This window comes from Methyloversatilis thermotolerans (assembly GCF_000372885.1).
Classification (GTDB): Bacteria; Pseudomonadota; Gammaproteobacteria; order Burkholderiales; family Rhodocyclaceae; genus Methyloversatilis; species Methyloversatilis thermotolerans.
In genome coordinates, this window is sequence record NZ_KB889967.1 from 1,314,309 (window position 1) to 1,334,087 (window position 19,779).

A 19,779-nucleotide genomic window follows, 5' to 3' on the forward strand; every position below is an offset into this window, starting at 1 on the left:
CGGGCGCCGTCCGCCCGGTGAATCCGACTATAACCCAGCCGGCACGCCATTCCGGCGCAGGCATAATCGTGTACCCATGGATTACGCGAAACAGATCAAGGAAATAGGACGTGGCGCCAAGGGCGCACGTTCGCTGTCGCGCGACGACGCACGCGCGCTGTTCGGCGACATGCTGGACGGCCGGGTGCCGCCGCTGCAACTGGGCGCCATCGTGATTGCGCTGCGCGTCAAGAGCGAATCGCTGGACGAACTGCTCGGCTTCCAGGACGCGCTGCGTGAGCGCGTGACGCGGATCGACGCGCCGGGCGGGATGCGCACGGTGGTGCTGCCGACCTACAACGGCGCACGACGGCGTCCGAATCTGATGCCTCTGGTCGCACTGCTGCTGGCACGCGCCGGTGTGCCGGTGCTGATACACGGCCGCTTCGATTTCGACAGCCGGGCCGACCCGTTCGCACTGCTGCGCGAGCTGGACATGCCCATGGCGACCGATGCGGCGCACGCCGCCGCGCTGCTGTCAGAGCGGCGCATCGCCTGCATCGGCGTCGACGCGCTTGCACCGGGTCTGGATGCGCTGCTGTCGCTGCGTCCGCAGCTCGGGGTGCGCAATTCGGCGCATTCGATGACCAAGATGATCGATCCTCTGCCTGGCCGCAGTGTGCGCGTGGTGCCGGTCACCCACCCTGAGTACCTGGAGCGCATGAGTCACTTCCTGCGCGAGGACGGAGGCCGCTCCATCCTGATGCGCGGCACCGAGGGAGAAGCCTACGCCAATCCGGCCCGGCGGCCGGTCATGACCGGTTTCGTCGACGGGCGCGAGGAAAGACTGTTCGAACAGGAGGACGGGGAGCCACTCGGTTCGCCCGAGCCGGCCATCGTCGCCGACATGAATGCCCGGGTCGTGCTCGACATGTACGAAGGACGTGCAGCGGTGCCGGCCCCGCTGGCCGACCAGGTCACCGCCTGCATCCGGCTCGCACGGGAGCGCTGAGCGCAACACCGTCGCACCAGTTCGGACAGATCCGCACCAATTCCGTGCCGACCCATGGGGTCGCACAGGCATCACGGCATCGACAGGCAACGGCCATTGCCTTGGCTGACAAGGCTTTCACGACGGCGCCATGGTACTCACCCGGCTTGGCAATATTTTTGCTTTGCTCCATTCGCGTCACGCTGCATGGCGTGCCGCTTGAATCGATTCAAGTCCGTTCCATCACCCGCCCGCGCCCGCAAATGTCTGCGGCGAGGGCAACGTGATCAAGGCCTGAGCACATTCGACGCAAAGACGTGTCGTGCTCCCGCCGGTCCGGTACCGCTGTATGGATTCGAAACTCATCGTGGCGTAGAGCCACTGCATTCGATGCACTGTCCGGCGGGACCTCGACCCGCCTCAGTCGTGTCGTCATCCGGGCCGTGAGCACTTTGTTTTCGCGGCCCGTCGGAAGTCATCGGTTCCGAAGCCCAATGCAGGGCCCGGGCCGACAGGTATGAACATCGCCGGAACGATCCGGCACGACAAGGTTTTTCCCTTAGCGGCATCAGCGCTGGAGCAGATGTCGGTTTTCGCTCGTCCGTACTCCGTGCGGCCGCGCCGCCGGGGGAATCGTCGGTCGCACGACTTGCGGCCAGTTCTTGCGGGAATCGGGACATGGAAAAGAAACGTCTGGTCATGGTGGGCAACGGGATGGCCGGTTGCCGCACGCTGGAAGAGCTGCTGAAGATCGCTCCGGACATGTATGACATCACGGTGTTCGGTGCCGAGCCCCATCCGAATTACAACCGCATCCTGCTTTCGCCGGTGCTGGCCGGAGAAATGACCATACAGGACATCATCCTGAATGACCGGGACTGGTATCGCGACAATGGCATCACGCTGCACACCGGCCGCCGCATCGTGAAACTGGATCGCGTCGCCCGCAAGGTGATCGCGGACGACGGCAGCGAGGCGAGCTACGACAGACTGCTGCTGGCGACCGGCTCCAACCCCTTCATCCTGCCGGTGCCGGGCAAGGATCTGCCGGGCGTCATCGCCTATCGCGACATCGCCGACACCGACGCGATGATAGAGGCGGCCGCCACACGCCGGCACGCGGTGGTGATCGGCGCCGGCCTGCTCGGTCTGGAAGCGGCCAACGGCCTGGCGCTGCGCGGCATGCAGGTGACGGTGGTGCACATCGGCGCCTGGATCATGGAACGCCAGCTCGACAAGCCTTCGGCCGACATGCTTCAGGCTTCGCTGGAGCGGAAGGGACTCACCTTCCTGCTCGAGAAGCAGACCGAATCGCTGATCGCGGGCAGCGACGGCCGGGTGTCGGCGATACGCTTCAAGAGCGGCGAAACGATTCCGGCCGATCTGGTGGTGATGGCGGCCGGCATACGCCCGAACACCGCGCTCGCCGAGTCAGCCGGCCTGCACTGCAATCGCGGCATCGTGGTCAATGACACCCTGCAGACCTTCGACCCCAAGATCTATGCCGTCGGTGAGTGCGTGAACCACCGCGGCATCGCCTATGGTCTGGTCGCCCCGCTGTTCGAGCAGGCCAAGGTGTGTGCCAATCATCTCGCGCAGTACGGCATCGGTACCTACAAGGGTTCGGTCACCTCGACCAAGCTCAAGGTGACCGGCATCGATGTGTTCTCGGCCGGCAACTTCATGGGCGGACCCGGATGCGACGACATCGTGCTGCACGACCCGGCGGGCGGCGTCTACAAGAAGCTGGTGCTCGAAGGCGATCGTCTGGTGGGCGCCTGTCTGTATGGCGACACGGCCGACGGTGCCTGGTATTTCCAGCTCATCAAGGACGGACAGGACATCCACGAACTGCGCGACCACCTCATGTTCGGCCAGAACCACCTGGGCGATGTCGGGCACAAGGGTCAGACCCAGGCAGCCGCCATGCCGGATACAGCCGAGGTGTGCGGCTGCAATGGCGTGTGCAAGGGCAGCATCGTCAAGGCGATCAAGGAACAGGGCCTGTTCACGCTGGATGACGTGCGCAAGCACACCAAGGCATCCTCGTCCTGCGGTTCATGCACCGGGCTGGTCGAACAGATCCTCGCTTCGTGCATAGGCGGCGCCTACACGCCTGCCGATTCGTCGAGCAAGGCCCTCTGCGGCTGTACCGACCTGAACCACGGCGAGGTGCGCGCCGCCATCCGCGAACGCCACCTCATCGACATCCCGTCGGTGATGCGCGAATTGAAGTGGAAGACGCCGAACGGCTGCGCGAGCTGTCGCCCGGCCCTGAACTACTACCTGATCTCCACCTGGCCGCACGAGGCGAAGGACGATCCGCAGAGCCGCTTCATCAATGAGCGCGCGCACGCCAACATCCAGAAGGACGGAACCTATTCTGTGGTGCCGCGCATGTGGGGCGGGCTGACCACGCCGGACGAATTGCGGGCGATCGCCGATGCGGCCGAGAAGTACAAGGTGCCCACGGTCAAGGTGACCGGCGGCCAGCGCATCGATCTGCTGGGTGTGAAGAAGGACGACCTGCCGGCGATGTGGGCGGATTTCGCGAAGGCCGGCATGGTGTCCGGTCACGCGTATGGCAAGAGCCTGCGTACCGTCAAGACCTGCGTCGGCGCCGAACACTGCCGCTTCGGCACGCAGTTGTCGATGAGCATGGGCGTGAAGCTCGAGAAGATGCTGTTCGGCATGTGGAGCCCGCACAAGGTGAAGCTGGCGGTATCGGGCTGCCCGCGCAATTGCGCCGAAGCCGGCATCAAGGACGTCGGCGTGATCGGTGTCGAGTCGGGCTATGAGCTCTATGTCGCCGGCAATGGCGGCATCAAGACCGAGGTGGCGCAGTTCTTCTGCAAGGTGGGCAGCGACGAGGAGGTGATGGAGTACGCCGGCGCCTTCCTGCAGCTCTACCGCGAAGAGGGCTACTACCTCGAGCGCACCGTGCACTATGTCGAACGCGTCGGTCTGGACCATGTGAAGGGCAAGGTGGTCGAGGACGCCGACAACCGCCGCGCGCTGTACGAACGCCTGCTGTTCGCCCTGCAGGACTACAAGGACCCGTGGCTGGAGCGCGCCGAAGCCGAGGCGAAATCCGAACTGGGCCGCGAATTCCGCAGCATCGCCATCAAACAGGCGATGAAGGCCTGATCAAGGGATGAGGGGCTAGGGGCTGGAGGCCAGGGGCTGGCAACAGCACCACCTCTCGCGCGGCAAAGCCGCGCCTGTTCCCTAGCCCCTGCCCCCTGGCCCCCCCAGCCCCTACAGATACACATACAGGAACCCTCATGAGCACCGAAACCACCCCCTGGGCGCCGGTCTGCGCGCTCGACGACATTCCGCTGCTCGGCTCGCGCGTCGTGCGCGCCGATTCCGGCGACATCGCCCTCTTCCGCACCGACGGTGACGTGGTGTTCGCCGTGCATGACAAGTGCCCTCACAAGGGCGGGCCGCTGTCCCAGGGCATCGTGCACGGTCACACCGTCACCTGTCCGCTGCACGGCTGGAAGATACAGCTTGAATCTGGCGAAGCGGTTGCGCCCGACGTCGGCTGCGCCCGACGTTTCGATGTGAAGGTGGAGCACGGCCAGGTGTGGCTGCGCACCTGAATACTCGCACCACACACTTTCCCTGAACCCTTCATTTCCCGGACAGGTCCCGCCCGCAAGGATGTGCGCAGGACCCGGCTGCACGGGGAGGTCATCCACCGATGGACAAGAAAGCCTTTCTCAAGGCCGGACACGCACCCACGCTGTTCGCCGCCTTTCTCTACTTCGATCTCGCCTTCATGGTGTGGGTGCTGCTCGGTCCTCTGGGTGTGCAGATTGCGCAGGACCTTCAACTCACCCACGCGCAGAAGGGATTCATGGTGGCGGTACCGGTCCTGGCCGGCGCCGTACTGCGGCTGTTCATGGGTGTGCTGGTGGATCATCTCCAGCCCAAGAAGGCCGGTGCAATAGGCCAGATCATCGTCATCGCCGCATTGTTCGCCGCCTGGCAGTTCGGCATCCACAGCTATGACCAGGCACTGTTGCTGGGATGCTTTCTTGGCTTCGCCGGGGCGGCGTTTGCCGTCGCGCTGCCGCTGGCGTCGCGCTGGTATCCGCCCGAGCATCAAGGCACCGCCCTGGGGATTGCCGGCGCAGGCAACTCGGGGACTGCACTGGCCGCCCTGTTCGCACCCGGCCTGGCGGCGGCTTTCGGCTGGACCCAGGTGTTCGGGCTGGCTCTGATTCCGCTGGTCGCGGTGTTCGTGCTCTACCTGCTGGTTGCCAGGGACGCACCGGAGTGTCCGCCGCCGAAAACGCTCTCCGAATACCTGAAGGTGCTGCAGGATCGGGACGCCTGGTGGTTCATGTTCTTCTACAGCGTCACCTTCGGCGGCTTCGTCGGTCTCGCCTCCTCGCTCACCATCTACTTCAACACCCAGTACGGCCTCGACGCCAAGGTGGCTGGCTATTTCACCGCCGCCTGCGTATTTGCCGGCTCGCTGGTGCGTCCGGTTGGCGGCAATCTGGCGGACCGCATCGGCGGCATCCGCACGCTGAGCTGCATGTACATACTGGCCGCCGTCTTCCTGTTCGTCGCGAGTTTCGGCCTGCCGCAGGCCTGGATGGCGGTGATCGCCTTCGTGGCGGCCATGCTCGCGCTCGGCATGGGCAATGGCGCGGTGTTCCAGCTCGTGCCGCAGCGCTTCCGCCGGGAGATCGGTGTCATGACCGGCCTGGTCGGCATGGCCGGTGGCGTGGGCGGCTTCTATCTCGCCTCGTCGCTGGGCTGGTCGCGCGAAGTGAGCGGCAGCTATCAGGCCGGTTTCGTCGTGTTCGCGCTGCTCGCCGTGGCCGCGCTGATCGGCCTCACCCGCGTCAAGACGCGCTGGCGCACCACCTGGGGCGCCGCCCACCTTACGTCCGCCCGCATCTGAGCGGCGCCGATCATGGCACTGGAAGTCGCGATAAGCCAGCACAGCAGCGCCGGCGCACGCAGTCGCAACGAGGATTTCGCCGGCGCCGTCACGCCCGCTGGCCAGAGCCTCGATGCCCGGGGCGTGCTCTGTGCGGTGGCCGATGGAGTGGGTGGGCATGCCAAGGGACGGGAGGCCGCGGAGTACACGGTGCGCGGCCTGCTGAACGACTACTACGCAACACCCGAAACCTGGCGCGTCGCGGATGCGCTGGATACCGTGCTGTGCGCACTGAACCGCTGGCTGCTCGCGCACGCCGCACACAGCCGCGAAAGCTGCGGCATGGCCACCACGCTGTCAGCGCTGGTATTGCGCGGTACGCGCTGGCACGTCGCCCATGTCGGCGATTCGCGCATCTACCTCTACCGGGACGGCCTGCTGAGCCGTCTGACCGATGACCACACGTGGCCGCATCCGGAACTCGACAATGTGCTGCACCGCGCGGTGGGTCTGGATCCGCGCCTCAATATCGATCATTTCGATGGAGAACTGCAGGCAGGCGACATTTTCGTGCTGGTGACCGACGGCGTATGGAACACCCTGCTGGATGCCGGCATCCAGCGCACGATCGGGCGCGCGCACCTGGACATGGACGCACTGGCCACCGAACTGGTGATGCAATCGGAAGCGCGCGGCGCCCAGGACAACTGCACGGCATTGGTCGCGAAAGTCACCGCCCTGCCCCACGCGGCGCTGCGCGACCGCCTGGCGGAATCGGAACGCTTGCCACTGCCGCCTGCATTGTCGCCAGGCCAGACGCTGGATGGATTCGTGGTCGAGGCCGTGCTGCATGCCTCGCGCGAAACCCTGCTCTATCGCGTGCGCGATCCGGTCAGCGACGAATTGCGCGTATTGAAAACCTTGCGCACGAACTGTGGTCCTGACGCGATTGCGGCGCTGGTACACGAGGAATGGCTGGCACGCAGCGTGGTGTCGCCGCATTTCCCGTCGGTCATCCGCAATGGCTCTCGCAGTCACCTGTACTACCTGATGAGCTGGCATGAGGGATGCAGCCTGCGCCAGCGCCTCGATGCCGGTGGACACTTCACGATCGACGAAGTGGTCAGACTGGCTGGCACCACCTTGCGAGCGCTGTCTGTGCTGCATCGCCGCAGCATCGTGCATCGCGACATCAAGCCGGACAACCTGCACCTCGATCTCCACGGTACGCTACGCATCCTGGATCTGGGGGTGGCGGCGAGCGACAGTGAAGCGTTCCGCGAGATCAACAATCCCGGTACACCGAGCTATATGGCACCCGAGCTGTTCTCAGGCCAGCTCGCAAGCGAATCGAGCGACCTGTTTGCGCTGGGCGTCACGCTGTACGAACTGCTGACGCGCCATTACCCGTGGGGGGAAATCGAGCCGTTCCAGCGTCCGCGTTTCGGAGAACCCATACCACCGACGCGCTACCGGCCCGACATTCCGGCCTGGCTGGAAGCGCTCCTGCTCAAGGCGATCGCCCGCTCTCCGGAAGCCCGTTTCGAAACTGCGGAAGAATTCCTGCTGGCTCTGGAGCGCGGCGCGCATCGCCCGCTGGCAATGCCGCGGCCGTTGCCACTGGTCCAGCGCATGCCGGAGCGCGTACTGCGTGCATTGCTCATGTTGTCGCTGCTCGGCAACCTTCTGCTGGCCGGCGCCCTGTTCGCATGACGCCGGCCCGCCCAACCCCATCGGCCGGACACGCGCACCACAGCCATGCACACCTCGTCCACGCGCGCCCCTTGGCGGAGCGTAGGTCAGGACGATCGGGGAGATTCGCGTCACATGCGCGCCGCATGGACGTGGCACACCCCTTGCTAAAGATCGAGCGGAGACTCTTATGACCGGCACGCATCAACACACCCGCTCGACCTGCTGCTACTGCGGCGTCGGGTGCGGCGTCATCATCCAGCATGACGGCGAACGCATCGTCGATGTACGCGGCGACCCGGACCACCCGGCCAATTTCGGCCGGCTGTGCACCAAGGGTGCGACGCTGCATCTGACCACGCGTCGCGAACTGCGCGCGCTGCATCCAGAGATGCGCGGCTCGCGCGCACTGCCGCGGGAGCGGACCAGCTGGGAGGGTGCGCTCGATCACGCAGCGGCGCGCTTCGCCGACATCATCCGCAGCCACGGGCCCGATGCCGTCGCCTTCTATGTGTCCGGTCAGTTGCTGACCGAGGACTACTACGTCTTCAACAAGCTGGCCAAGGGACTGATAGGCACCAACAACATCGACACCAATTCGCGACTGTGCATGAGCTCGGCCGTGATGGCCTACAAGCAGACACTGGGTGCCGATGCGCCTCCGTGCAGTTACCAGGACATCGACCACACCGACTGTCTGCTCATCGCAGGCGGCAATCCGGCCTACGCGCACCCCATCGTCTATCGCCGCATCGAAGCCGCACGCGCAGCGAAACCCCGGATGAAGATGATCGTGGTCGATCCGCGCCGCACCGACACCGCATCGGACGCCGATCTGCACCTGCCTCTGCTGCCGGGTACGGACATATGGCTGTACAACGCAATGCTGCACGTGATGCTGTGGGAAGGTCTGATCGATGAAGATTTCATCGCGCAGCACACCACCGGATTTGCCGCGCTGCGCTCGCATGTACGAGAAGTGACGCCAGCGGTTGCCGCCGAAGTGTGCGGCCTGCGCGCCGATGACATCGTCACGGCAGCGCGCTGGTTCGGTGAAGCGGACGCAGCGATGTCCATGTGGTGCCAGGGCCTCAACCAGTCGCATCACGGCACGCACAGTGGCGCTGCACTCATTGCGCTGCACCTGGCCACCGGCCAGATCGGACGCGCGGGCGCCGGTCCTTTCTCGCTGACCGGCCAACCGAATGCCATGGGCGGACGCGAAGTGGGCGGCATGTCCACACTGCTGTCGGCGCACCGCGACCTGGCGAATCCTGACCATCGCGCCGAAGTAGCCCGGCTGTGGGGGGTCCCGGAGGTACCCGCGCAACCAGGGTTGACCGCGGTCGAGTTGTTCGACGCGCTGCACGAAGGAAAGGTGAAGGCGGTTTGGGTCGCTTGTACCAATCCGGCCCATTCCATGCCTGATCAGAGCCGCATCGTCGAGGCATTGCGAAAGGCCGATTTCGTGGTCGTGCAGGATGCCTGCCGCAATACCGAAACGGCGGGTTTCGCGGACGTGCTGTTGCCGGCAAGCGCCTGGGGCGAAAAGGACGGTACGGTGACCAATTCGGAACGGAGAATCACGCGTGTACAGGCAGCGGTGCCGGCTCCGGGCGAAGCACGCCCCGACTGGATGATCGCGCGCGATTTCGCGCGCCGGCTCGGCACGCACCTCGGCCGTGACGCATCGTCACTGTTCCCGTACGAATGCACCGCACAGATATTCGCCGAGCACGCGGAAAGCACGCGTGGGCGGGATCTGGACATCACCGGGCTGAGCCACGCCTTGCTCGAGACGCATGGCCCGCAGCAGTGGCCCTACCCGGAAGGTGCCTCGTCCGGCCGCCAGCGCCTGTACCAGGACCGCATATTCGCAACGCCGGATGGCCGCGCCCGCTTCGTAGTGCCGGCCAGCGGCACCACGGCGGAAAGGATAGATGCGCGTCACCCCCTGCATCTGAACACCGGCCGCTTGCGCGACCACTGGCACTGCATGAGTCGCACCGGACAGGTAGCGCGGCTGTACAGCCATGTGGACGAACCACGCGTCGAGGTGCATGCCGACGACCTCGCGCGTCGCGGGCTGAAGGACGGCGATCTGGTGAAGCTGCGCAGCCGGCGCGGCGAGATCGTGCTGCGCGCGCGCGCAAGCGAGGCCCAGCGCCCGGGCAGCGTTTTCGTGGCCATGCATTGGGGCCGCAACATGCTGTCGAACAGCGGCGCGAATGCGCTGATCGCCGGACGTACCGATCCGTTCTCGAAACAGCCTGAGCTCAAGCACGCTGCGATACAGGTCGCGCGCGCCGATCTTCCGTTCCAGGCCTTGCTCATGCGTACCGAAGCGGACGACGAGCGCGCGTGCGCGAAGGCCCTGCTCAGAATGGATGCGCTCGCGCCTGTGCTGTCGCGCTTCGGCTACGCATCGGTCGCACTGGCCGGCCGCGAACGTCCGGCCGTGGTGCTGCGCATCGCCCATGCCGACGCAATTCCGCAGGACTGGCTGGCGGAACTGGACCACCTGTTCGGGCTGAACGACGGCCGCTGCCTCGTCTATCGCGATGCGCGACGGGATATCACCAAGCGCGCGCTGATCGAGGATGGTCTGCTGACCGGCATCCGGCTGACCGGCGAAACCGCGGCGGCCGACTGGTTGCGCGACGTGATGGTGGAACAGCGACCGACCGCCGACCTGAGACGCTGGATTTTCGCACCGCTCACCACGCCGCCGGTCGCCGCCGAAAAGCGGGGGCGCATCGTCTGCAACTGTCTGAACGTGGCCGAGCCGGACATTCTGGCGGCCATTGCGCGCGGCGCGGAGCTGAGCGAACTGCAGGACACGCTGCGCTGCGGCACCTCATGCGGATCCTGCGTACCGGAAATCAAGAGAATGCTGGAGGCCGGGCGGCGGGCGGCCTGATCACGGCGACAGAGGGGAGTTTGCGGGAATGTTGAGCCAACAGAAGCTGACCGACATGCTGTCCGCGCTCGGACGCGGCGGCAAGGAGACGCGCGATCTCGCGGAATCCGAGGCCTACAGCCTGTTCGCCGACATGCTGGATGGAAGGATTCCGGCTCTGGAACTGGGTGCACTGCTGGCCAGCCTGCGCTGGAAGCACGAGAGCGCAGACGAACTTGCGGGATTCGCACGCGCCCTGAATGAACGGATTCCCACGCTTGAACTGCCGCCTCACTTGCCGCGTACCGTCGTCATACCCAGCTATGCGTGCGCGGGTCGCGCGCCCAACCTGATGCCGCTGCTCGCCATGATGCTTGCCCGCATGGGCGTACCGGTCATGGTGCATGGGCTTTACGGACGCGGGGCTCCAGCGGGCAATATGGAAGTGTTCGAGCGGCTGGGATTGACGGCATGCAGCACGCTGTCCGAAGCGGCGAACAGCCTGCACGCCGGGCGTTGTGCCCTGGTCCCGACCGAAGTGCTGAATCCGGCGCTGGACAGTCTGGTGCGCTTGCGCGACCGCATGGGCCATCGCAATACGGCGCACGTGGCCGCCAAGCTGCTGGACCCGGCCCCACTGCACAGCCTGCGGCTGATCTGCCTGGCTGACGCGCATCTGATGTCGCGACTGCACGAAGTCCTGCTGCGCGGACCGGAGCGCGCGCTGCTCATGCGGGCACCCGATGAAGATTCGTTCACCGACCCGCTGCGCCGCCCGCGCATCGATCTTTTCGAGCGCATGAGCGTGCGCACACTGTTCGCAGCCGAGAGCGGAACGCCGCCACAAAGTCATCCGCTGCCCCCGGCGGATGATATCGACGCCACATCGCGCTGCATCAGTGAAATGCTCGAGGGGCATCGCGCCATTCCGCACCCGGTCCAGAACCAGCTGGCCGCCTGCCTGTACGGAAGCGGGGCGGCGCGCGACATGACGCATGCCAAGGCTGCAGTGTCCCTGGGTCTGGCGCACACCGCTCACTGAAATCGGGCCGCGGCGCACGCAAGCCACCCCCTCGCGCGGCAGTCCGTTCGCGACGCGGTGCTGGTGGGCGACCGGCTTCAGTCAGCCGTCGTGCCGCTGCATCCAGTCCAGGCAGCGCTTCCAGCCGTCCTGAGCTTCAGCGGCACGATAGCTCGGACGATAGTCGGCATGGAAGGCATGCGGTGCGTCGGGATAGAGCACGATTTCGGATGCGCGCGCGGCCGCGGGCGCCGTGCCTTGCGCCAGCGCCGCCCGCATGGCATCGACATCGCTGACCGGAATACCCTGGTCCTTGCCGCCGTAAAGTCCCAGTACGGGCGCCTTGATGCTCGCGACGATGTCCAGCGGATGTTCCGGCGTGACATCGTTGGGTACGCCATCCAGCCTCCCGTACCAGGCCACGCCGGAGCGCAGTCCTGCGCGATGTGCAGCGTACAGCCAGGTCACCCGGCCCCCCCAGCAGAAACCGGTCACATGCACGCGCTTCGCATCGCCGCCCTGCCCATCGGCCCATGCCACGCAGGCATCGAGGTCCGACATGACCTGGGCATCGGGCACACGCGACACGATGCGTTCAAGAATGTCCTGCACACTGGCCAGCGAAGACGGGTCACCCTGACGGAAATACAGCTCCGGGGCGATGGCCAGATAGCCTGCCCGGGCGAAGCGGCGGCACACATCGCGAATGTGCTCATGCACGCCGAATATTTCCTGTACCACCAGGACCACTGCGCTTCTTTCGCCGTTATCGGGGCGCGCGAAATAGACCGGCAAGGTCTTGCCATCGGCCGCACGCACCGAGGCATCGCCCACCTTCAGACCGGTGGCGGGCGTCGTGATCACCTGTTGCGCAACCACCGGCTGCACCGCCAGCGCAAAACCGGAGGCGCCGGCATGCAACAGGAAGTCTCTTCGCGTCAGGATTGCTCTGTCATCCATGTGACCTCCTCCGTGCTGTCGATTCAAGGCTTGATGAAGGCAGGCTCGGGTGCCGGCGACTCCTCCACATACTTGAGCAATTGCCTGGCCATGTCCTGCCGCCCTGCGCTCGCCGCCTGCGGCACATAGTTGCGGAATATCTCGCTGACCGCAGACCGTTCGCGCCCCTGGAACTGGTCGGCAACCGGCAGCAGCCGCTCGAGGGTCTTGAGACCTTCGGGCCACTTGTCCTGCGCGGCATAGGCGATGGACAGTTCGGCAAGCCGCCTGGCATAGGGCAGATCGAGCGGCTTGCCGGCAATGCGTACGTCCTCCAGCGCGAGCGACTCAAGGAGCAATTCCTCGGCCGCCTCCCAGTTGCCTATCATCCGCTTGAGCTGGGCGTAGTTGTAGATGCGGAGTGAACGCGATTCCGCCGGCACCTCCTTGAAGTCGGATGCGGTCAGCGACTTGTAGCACAGCTCGTCGGCCGACCCGATCTGGTTGTTCGCCCAGGCGGCCCTGCATTCACGGAAGAAGCGATCGGATTCGCCTTCCCCGGCATGCGCCCCCGCTGTCAGCAGCAGCAGCGCCAGCCCCACGCCCTGCACGATCCCTCTTGTTGTCATGGTCCGCTCTCCTCGGTCGTTGTCATGTGTCACTCGACACGTCTTCTGAATATCCATTCCGAGGCGGTCGACACCGAGGCGTCGAAGGCATAGCCCTCGACATCGAAGCCGCGCAACGCCTCCGGATCGGTGATGTGCCGCTGCGCCGCGTAACGCGCCATCAGTCCGCGTGCACGCTTTGCGAAGAAGCTGATCACCTTGTAGCCCTCGCCCTTCCAGTCCTGGAACACCGGCTGTATCACCTCGGCCCGCAGTACCTTGCGTCGCACCGACTTGAAGTACTCGTCGCTGGCGAGGTTGACCAGGACCTGAGCGTTTTCGTTCGCAAGCGCCTCGTTCAGCGCCTGCGCAGGCAGATCCCCCCAGAATGCGTACAGATCCTTGCCACGCGCGTTGGAGAGGCGGGTACCCATCTCGAGCCGGTAAGGCAGCATCAGGTCAAGCGGCCGCAACACGCCATACAGACCGGACAGGATGCGTACATGTCCCTGCAGCCAGTCCACCGCGGCTGCATCCAGCGTGCGCACATTCAGTCCCTCGTAGACGTCGCCGTTGAAGGCATACGCCGCCTGGCGTCCGCGCTCCGGGCCGTAGTCCGCGGTCCATGACGCGAAACGCTCGAAGTTGAGCGCGGCCAGCGCATCGGATATCGACATGAGGGAAGCGATCTCCGCCGGGGACCGGCGTCGCAGCATCTCGATCAGTTCCGCCGAATGCGCGAGGAAATCCGGGCGTGTATATGCGCTGACCGGCAAGGGCGTTTCGTAATCGAGCGACTTCGCGGGAGACAGTGCGATGATCATGGCAGGACAGCTGAATGCGGAATCGCGATGGTAACGTGGCTCGCCGCAACTGCGCTCGCCACGCCATTCGCACGGTCGCGGGAATGCGCCGTGCCACATCGGGACGCTGCCAGCCACGGCCTGATGGTGGGCACGTGGCCGGAAAACAGAACGGGCAGGTCGCTGCCGACCTGCCCGTTCCGCTCTTTCTGCCCGGGGCGCGCCTTGAAGCAGGTCGCTCCGGTCCGGAATTCCTTCAATTACTTCTTGTTGATCGCCTTCTTCAGCGCAGCGCCCGCGGTGAATTTGGCGGTCTTCGCCGCCGGGATCTTGATGGTGGCGCCGGTGCGCGGGTTGCGGCCGGTACGGGCCGCGCGCTTGCCGGTGGCGAAAGTGCCGAAGCCGACCAGGGTGACCTTGCCGCCCTTCTTCAGTTCAGTGGTGACGGACTCGAGGAAGCCGTCGAGCATACGGCCTGCCGCAGCCTTGGATACATCAGCTTTCTTCGCGAGTGCTTCAATCAGTTCTGCTTTGTTCATCTACGTCTCCTACTTGGTTGTACGCTAGGGCGCGCGGGAAAACCTGTCGCGATGATAGTGAGGCCGGGCGCGCTCCACAAGCGGGTATCCGGACTTTCTTCATGAATTCGCGCGCTTTGCCGGGCAATTGTGCCCGTGAAGCGTGCGCCGACCGGGGTGTGCACCGCAACACAGTCCCATTTGCACATCTTTTGGGGCGACCCGTGCATAATCAGTGTCCATGAAATTCCTGTTCGACCTGCTGCCGGTCATCCTTTTTTTCGCAGCGTACAAGATCGCCGGCGGTTCGCCGGATGCCTCGGCTGACCTCGCCATGCGGGTACTGGGTGACAGCATCGTGGCCAGCCAGGCACCCATACTGATCGCCACCGCGGTCGCCATACTGGCTACCCTGGGTCAGGTGATCTGGCTGCTCGCCCGCGGGCGCAAGGTCGATACGATGTTGTGGATCAGCCTCGCACTCATCGTCGTGTTCGGTGGCGCGACTCTGGTACTGCACGATGCGACCTTCATCAAGTGGAAACCCACCGTGCTTTACTGGCTGTTTGCAGGCACCCTTCTCGTATCCGCGCTGGTTTTCAGGCGCAATCTGATCCGTGCCCTGATGGAACAGCAGGTGCAATTGCCCGAACCGGTCTGGGCGCGACTCAACCTGTCGTGGATCGCATTCTTCGCGGTGATGGGCGCCTTGAACCTCTATGTCGCCTTTTCATACAGCGAGGATACCTGGGTCGATTTCAAGCTGTACGGCGGCATGGGCCTCATGCTTCTGTTCGTGATCGGCCAGGGTTTCATGCTGTCCCGTCACATCGAAGAAACGAATTCCTGATTTAATCGAGGGCTTCATGTTTTACGCAATCATCGGAGAGGACGTTCCATCCAGTCTGGAAAGGCGGATGGAGATACGTCCGGAACATCTCGCCCGCCTGCAGGCGCTTCAGGATGAAGGCCGCCTGCTGCTTGCCGGTCCGCTGCCCGCTGTCGATTCACCGGACCCTGGCAGCGCCGGGTTCACCGGCAGTCTGGTTGTTGCGGAATTCGATTCGCTCGAGGACGCGCAGGACTGGGCTGATGCCGACCCTTACGCGACCGGCGGCGTGTTCGCACGCATCACGGTGAAACCTTTCCGCAAGGTGTTTCCATCATGAGCGATCCCTCCGCAGTGGAAACCCTGCTGCGGGAAAGACTGTCGACGCTGTCTCCCGTCGCGCTGGAGCTGGTCGACGAGTCGCATCTGCATGCCGGCCACGCCGGCGCTCGTTCGGGTGGCAGGCACTACCGGCTGGACATCGTGTCCGGCTCGTTTGCCGGCCTGCGCACCATGGAGCGGCACAGGCTCGTGTATGCCGCACTGGGCGACCTGATGCAGCGCGACATCCATGCATTGTCCATCACGGCGCGCTCTCCCGATGAAACCACGCGATGACACGTCATCGCCCCTGAAAGCAGCCACCGGACCCCAACCGAAAGGTATATCAATGAAGAAGACGCTTCCCGTACTGACTGTTGCGCTGCTCACTGCGCTGTCCTCCCCTGCCTTCGCCCAGCAGAAGGCCAAGGAAAAGGCTGCGGCGCCTGCCGCGGCGAGCGAGGGCGGAGTGATGGCGACGGTCAATGGCAAGCCCATTCCGCAAGGCCGTGCCGATGTGATGATCCGAAACCAGGTCGCACAGGGCCAGCAGGACGGCGAGCAGTTGCGTACAGCAGTCCGTGAGGAACTGATCCGCCGCGAAGTGCTGACGCAGGCAGCCACTTCCAAGGGCCTGGACAAGAACGCCGCGCTGATGGCGCAGGCAGACCTGGCCCGTCAGGCGGTGCTGATCCAGGCCTATCTGCAGGACTACATGCGCAACCATCCGATCAGCGAAGACACCATCAAGGCCGAGTACGAAAAGATCAAGGCCGGCCTGGGCAACAAGGAATACAAGGCGCGCCACATCCTGGTGAAGACCGAGGACAAGGCGAAGGAAATCATCGGCAAGCTGCAGGCGGGCGAGAAGTTCGAGGATCTGGCCAAGGAATCGGAAGATCCGGGTTCCAAGGACCGCGGTGGCGAACTGGGCTGGAGCGCCCCCGCCCAATACGTGAAGCCGTTTGCGGAAGCGCTTACCAAGCTGGAGAAGGGCAAGTTCACGCCGCAGCCCATCCGCACCGACTTCGGCTACCACGTGATCAAGCTGGAAGACGTGCGCGACCTGAAGCTTCCGTCCTATGATGAGGCCAAGCCTCAGATCGCGCAGCGCCTGGAACAGCAGGCGATCGCCGCACACGTGAACGAACTGCGCCAGAAGGCGACCGTGAAGTAATCCGGGCGCGCTCGCCTGCGGGCGCGTCCGCCTCAATCTCCGGGATCATTCGACCGTAATCACGGTCAGTGCCCTGATGAAGGAGGAACACGCCATGCAGCGCGAAAAGCCATCCGGAGGTGCCCGTGTCATCCAGGCGCAGGAGCCCATGCTGCGCCTGTGGTGGCGCTACATCTGGCCCTTCGTCTATTTTCGCGACTGCACGCGCGGCAGCACGCTGGAACGCGTGCAGAGCTACCGTCACAACCGGTCGATGCGCCGCCACCTGCCGGGCTTCATCGTCAAGTGGCTGGTGTTTACCGCATTCTGGTTCAGCTTCGGGCTCATGTTCGATGCCGCCGCCGGTCTGGTGATTCCGGCGGCGTGCTGCTTCGTGACCGGCACATGGAGCGGCATCGTGGCGGTGCTGCTGTTCATTGCATGGACCTGGCTGGAGCGGTTTCCCGAACTGCACTGAATCGCAGTCGGGGAACCGGGTGTTTCCGTCAGCCGCGGCTCACCCTGACCGCCTGCTGCGCCACCCGTTCGCCGAACAGCGTGGCCGTCCTGAGATCGCCTTCCAGCATTTCGTCGACCGAAGCGTCCGACGGCGTTGCCGCCATCGCCCCGCTGAAGGACGCGACATAGTTGATATCGTTACGGGTGGCCGCCTTGCTGTTGCTCGGCATGAGACCGGTACCGGTCCACAGCATGCTGTGCTGCATCGCGAAAGTCATCAGATAGTGCAGGGTCGACAGCTTGTCACCGTTCATCGAGGCGGAATTGGTGAAACCGGCTGCGAGCTTGTCCTTCCATTGCTGCGTGAACCAGGCCTTTGAGCTGGCGTCGGCAAACTTCTTGAACTGCCAGGACACGCTGCCCATATAGGTCGGACTGCCGAAAACGATGGCATCCGCCTGCTGCAAGGTCTGCCATGCCGCCTCCGGCACATTGCCCTCGGCATCGATTTCGATGTCGTGCACCTGGGCATGACGGGCGGCGCCTTCGGCAACCGCTTTCGCCATGCGGCGTGTATGTCCGTAACCGCTGTGATAGACGATGGCAATCTGGGCCATGTGATTTCTCCTTGATCTGATTCAGGTCGGATGAGCGGACCGTCCGCAACATCCGCAACGCACGACGCATTCTTGCAAAGCGCGCCCGCCGGATGATCCAGCCGCGCTGATATCATCATTCGAATAATTTGAATGATGTGCCCGAGTGAATCCCGATCATCCGTTGACACCTGATGCGATCCGACTGATCGCCGCCATCGACGAAGCGGGCAGCTTCGCCGCCGCGGCGCGCGCGCTCGGAAAGGTACCGTCTGCATTGAGCTACAGCGTGCGCCAGCTCGAGGAAGCGCTCGATGTGCTGCTGTTTGACCGCGCCAGCCGCAATGCGGTACTGACCGCCGCCGGGCGTGAATTGCTGCAGGAGGGCAGACGGCTGCTGTTCGAACTCGACGCCGTCACGAGTCGCGTCAGGCGGGTGGCCGGCGGCTGGGAGGGGCAGTTCGCGATCGCCGCCAATGGCCTCATGTGTCCGCGGGCCTTGCTGGACCTGATCGCCGCCTTCTACGCGCAGCGCGACAGCGAGCAGCGCCCTCCCCCGACCCGGGTGCGGCTGCGCCAGGAGGTGCTGGCGGGTACCTGGGAAGCGCTGCTGAGCGGCGGCGCCGATCTGGCGATAGGCATCGATGCCGACGACCGGCGTGCCGAAGGCATACAGCGTGAGGAACTCGGTTCGGTGCGCTTCGTGTTCGCGGTAGCACCTCACCATCCGCTCGCGCGCGTGCGCGGACCGCTCGACCCCTCGCAGATCCGCGCCCATCGCGCGGTGGCGATTGCAGACAGTGCGTCACGACTGTCACCGGTATCGCGCAATCTGCTGCCCGGTCAGGACGTTCTTACCGTGCCGAGCCTGGACCTGAAGATCGCCGCGCAACTGCGCGGGCTGGGCTGTGGTTTCCTGCCGGAATCGCGGGTGCGCCGTCACATCGAATCCGGCGAACTGGTGGTCAAGGACACCGGCGAGCAGCGCATCGCACATTTCGCCATCGCCTGGCGCAGCGCAGGCTCACGCGGCCGTGCGCTGGACTGGTGGCTGCAGCAGTTGGCCAGCCCCCGCACGCGACTGGCCCTGCTGGAAGGAGCGGATGCATGAGCGGCGAACGCGTTCCTCTGGTGCTGCTCACCGGCTTTCTCGGCGCCGGCAAGACCACCTTGCTCAATGCATGGCTGGCAGCGCCGGACATGCAGGACAGCCTGGTCATCATCAACGAGTATGGCGAGGTGTCGCTCGATCACCGGCTGGTCAGCCATGTACCCGAACAGGCTGTGGTGGAACTGGCCAGCGGATGCGTGTGCTGCACGCTGCGCGGCGATCTGGCACGTACGCTGCGCGAAGCGCCTTGGCGGTTCGCGCGAGGTGGCGTGCGGCAATTCCGGCGCGTGATCGTTGAAACCACCGGACTGGCGGATCCAGCGCCGATACTGCGCACCCTGGTCAAGGACGAGCAGGTCGCGCGTCACTACCGTCTGGCGTGCACGCTGACTGTTGTCGATACGCCGCTGGCCGGACGCACACTGGAACATCACACCGAGGCGCTGCGCCAGATCGTGGTGGCGGACCGCCTGCTGCTGAACAAGACCAAGCACGCGAATCCGGACGCGCTGACCTCTCTTCAGGCGAGACTGGCAGCGCTGAATCCCTGGGCCGACGTGATCGACAGCGCAGCGGCGCCATCGCTCGACGCACTCATGCGACCGCTGCCGCCACCCCGTTTCAGACCGGTCCCGGCGTGCGAGGCACGGCCCCATTCCGTACGCACTGACAGCATCGCGCTGCCATCGCCGATTCCACGCGCTCGCTATGAAGCGTGGCTGGCGGCCTGGCCCGAAGTCGCGGACAGTGCGCTGCTGCGCATGAAAGCCATCCTTCATGTCGATGCGCTCGGATGGGTCGTCGTACATGGCGTACAGCACCTGCTGTACCCGGCGCAGTCACTGGACGAGGCGTTCGCCACGGGCGACTCGGTGGCTGTCTGCATCAGCCTGCACGGCGAAGAAGGACACGAGGGCCGCGCTCGCCGCTGGCTGGAGCGGCTGCGTGACGGTTGAA

Annotated in this window: 19 protein-coding genes; 14 read left to right on the forward strand and 5 right to left on the reverse strand. The window is 64.8% G+C overall.

Annotated elements, in window-relative coordinates; translation table 11 throughout:
• Positions 1 to 76: 76 nt before the first annotated feature.
• The 7 genes from ybiB (A3Q7_RS0105525) (at position 77) to ybiB (A3Q7_RS0105560) (ending at position 11,503) form a co-directional block, all read left to right on the forward strand.
• The gene (gene ybiB / locus A3Q7_RS0105525) at positions 77 to 991 is read left to right on the forward strand and encodes a DNA-binding protein YbiB (protein WP_018410865.1); all 915 of its coding nucleotides are present in this window, start codon (positions 77 to 79) and stop codon (positions 989 to 991) included.
• Positions 992 to 1,648: 657 nt separating this feature from the next.
• Positions 1,649 to 4,117 carry a nitrite reductase large subunit NirB gene (gene nirB / locus A3Q7_RS0105535; RefSeq protein WP_018410866.1) on the forward strand — a complete coding sequence of 823 codons (2,469 nt, stop codon included), beginning with the start codon at positions 1,649 to 1,651 and terminating at the stop codon, positions 4,115 to 4,117.
• 137 nt (positions 4,118 to 4,254) lie between these two features.
• Positions 4,255 to 4,575 carry a nitrite reductase small subunit NirD gene (gene nirD / locus A3Q7_RS0105540; RefSeq protein ID WP_018410867.1) on the forward strand — a complete coding sequence of 107 codons (321 nt, stop codon included), beginning with the start codon at positions 4,255 to 4,257 and terminating at the stop codon, positions 4,573 to 4,575.
• Between the two features lie 101 nt (positions 4,576 to 4,676).
• Entirely contained in the window at positions 4,677 to 5,891 is a 1,215-nt protein-coding gene (locus A3Q7_RS0105545) for a nitrate/nitrite transporter (protein ID WP_018410868.1), read from the forward strand.
• 12 nt (positions 5,892 to 5,903) lie between these two features.
• The gene (locus A3Q7_RS0105550) at positions 5,904 to 7,583 is read left to right on the forward strand and encodes a bifunctional protein-serine/threonine kinase/phosphatase (RefSeq protein ID WP_018410869.1); all 1,680 of its coding nucleotides are present in this window, start codon (positions 5,904 to 5,906) and stop codon (positions 7,581 to 7,583) included.
• Between the two features lie 169 nt (positions 7,584 to 7,752).
• On the forward strand, positions 7,753 to 10,482 hold the full coding sequence (locus tag A3Q7_RS0105555) for a nitrate reductase (protein WP_018410870.1): 2,730 nt from the start codon (positions 7,753 to 7,755) through the stop codon (positions 10,480 to 10,482).
• Positions 10,483 to 10,510: 28 nt separating this feature from the next.
• Positions 10,511 to 11,503: a DNA-binding protein YbiB gene (ybiB, locus tag A3Q7_RS0105560; RefSeq protein ID WP_018410871.1), complete on the forward strand. Its 993-nt coding sequence runs from the start codon at positions 10,511 to 10,513 to the stop codon at positions 11,501 to 11,503.
• A gap of 81 nt (positions 11,504 to 11,584) precedes the next feature.
• On the opposite strand, the gene A3Q7_RS0105565 is transcribed toward ybiB (A3Q7_RS0105560), so the two are convergent.
• The 4 genes from A3Q7_RS0105565 to A3Q7_RS0105580 form a co-directional block, all read right to left on the reverse strand.
• Positions 11,585 to 12,442, reverse strand: a complete 858-nt coding sequence (locus A3Q7_RS0105565) for a dienelactone hydrolase family protein (protein ID WP_026224527.1) — start codon at positions 12,440 to 12,442, stop codon at positions 11,585 to 11,587.
• A gap of 23 nt (positions 12,443 to 12,465) precedes the next feature.
• Complete coding sequence (locus tag A3Q7_RS0105570) at positions 12,466 to 13,050, reverse strand: hypothetical protein (protein ID WP_040570674.1); 585 nt, start codon at positions 13,048 to 13,050, stop codon at positions 12,466 to 12,468.
• Positions 13,051 to 13,079: 29 nt separating this feature from the next.
• Positions 13,080 to 13,853, reverse strand: a complete 774-nt coding sequence (yaaA, locus tag A3Q7_RS0105575) for a peroxide stress protein YaaA (protein WP_018410874.1) — start codon at positions 13,851 to 13,853, stop codon at positions 13,080 to 13,082.
• 239 nt (positions 13,854 to 14,092) lie between these two features.
• Positions 14,093 to 14,371: an HU family DNA-binding protein gene (locus tag A3Q7_RS0105580; RefSeq protein WP_018410875.1), complete on the reverse strand. Its 279-nt coding sequence runs from the start codon at positions 14,369 to 14,371 to the stop codon at positions 14,093 to 14,095.
• A 220-nt stretch (positions 14,372 to 14,591) separates the two neighbouring features.
• Here A3Q7_RS0105580 and A3Q7_RS0105585 point away from each other — a divergent pair, with 220 nt between their 5' ends.
• The 5 genes from A3Q7_RS0105585 to A3Q7_RS0105605 all read left to right on the forward strand — a co-directional run bounded on the left by A3Q7_RS0105585 (position 14,592) and on the right by A3Q7_RS0105605 (position 17,134).
• Positions 14,592 to 15,200: a septation protein A gene (locus A3Q7_RS0105585; RefSeq protein WP_018410876.1), complete on the forward strand. Its 609-nt coding sequence runs from the start codon at positions 14,592 to 14,594 to the stop codon at positions 15,198 to 15,200.
• 16 nt (positions 15,201 to 15,216) lie between these two features.
• Entirely contained in the window at positions 15,217 to 15,519 is a 303-nt protein-coding gene (locus A3Q7_RS0105590) for a YciI family protein (protein WP_026224528.1), read from the forward strand.
• Complete coding sequence (locus tag A3Q7_RS0105595) at positions 15,516 to 15,797, forward strand: BolA family protein (RefSeq protein WP_018410878.1); 282 nt, start codon at positions 15,516 to 15,518, stop codon at positions 15,795 to 15,797. The genes A3Q7_RS0105590 and A3Q7_RS0105595 overlap by 4 nt, the downstream gene beginning before the upstream one ends.
• A gap of 52 nt (positions 15,798 to 15,849) precedes the next feature.
• Complete coding sequence (locus tag A3Q7_RS0105600; RefSeq protein WP_018410879.1) at positions 15,850 to 16,677, forward strand: peptidylprolyl isomerase; 828 nt, start codon at positions 15,850 to 15,852, stop codon at positions 16,675 to 16,677.
• Between the two features lie 76 nt (positions 16,678 to 16,753).
• Positions 16,754 to 17,134: a hypothetical protein gene (locus tag A3Q7_RS0105605; RefSeq protein WP_018410880.1), complete on the forward strand. Its 381-nt coding sequence runs from the start codon at positions 16,754 to 16,756 to the stop codon at positions 17,132 to 17,134.
• Between the two features lie 28 nt (positions 17,135 to 17,162).
• Here the strand turns inward: A3Q7_RS0105605 and A3Q7_RS0105610 are convergent, their stop codons facing one another.
• A complete protein-coding gene (locus A3Q7_RS0105610) occupies positions 17,163 to 17,732 on the reverse strand; it encodes a flavodoxin family protein (RefSeq protein ID WP_018410881.1) in 570 nt (189 codons plus the stop codon).
• Positions 17,733 to 17,877: 145 nt separating this feature from the next.
• Between A3Q7_RS0105610 and A3Q7_RS0105615 the strand changes: the two genes are divergently transcribed.
• Together A3Q7_RS0105615 and A3Q7_RS0105620 are read left to right on the forward strand one after the other, a co-directional pair.
• Positions 17,878 to 18,822 (forward strand): LysR family transcriptional regulator, encoded by a 945-nt coding sequence (locus tag A3Q7_RS0105615; protein ID WP_018410882.1) that lies wholly within the window; start codon positions 17,878 to 17,880, stop codon positions 18,820 to 18,822.
• Positions 18,819 to 19,778: a CobW family GTP-binding protein gene (locus tag A3Q7_RS0105620; protein WP_018410883.1), complete on the forward strand. Its 960-nt coding sequence runs from the start codon at positions 18,819 to 18,821 to the stop codon at positions 19,776 to 19,778. Before A3Q7_RS0105615 ends, A3Q7_RS0105620 begins: the two co-directional genes overlap by 4 nt.
• Position 19,779 lies beyond the last annotated feature (1 nt).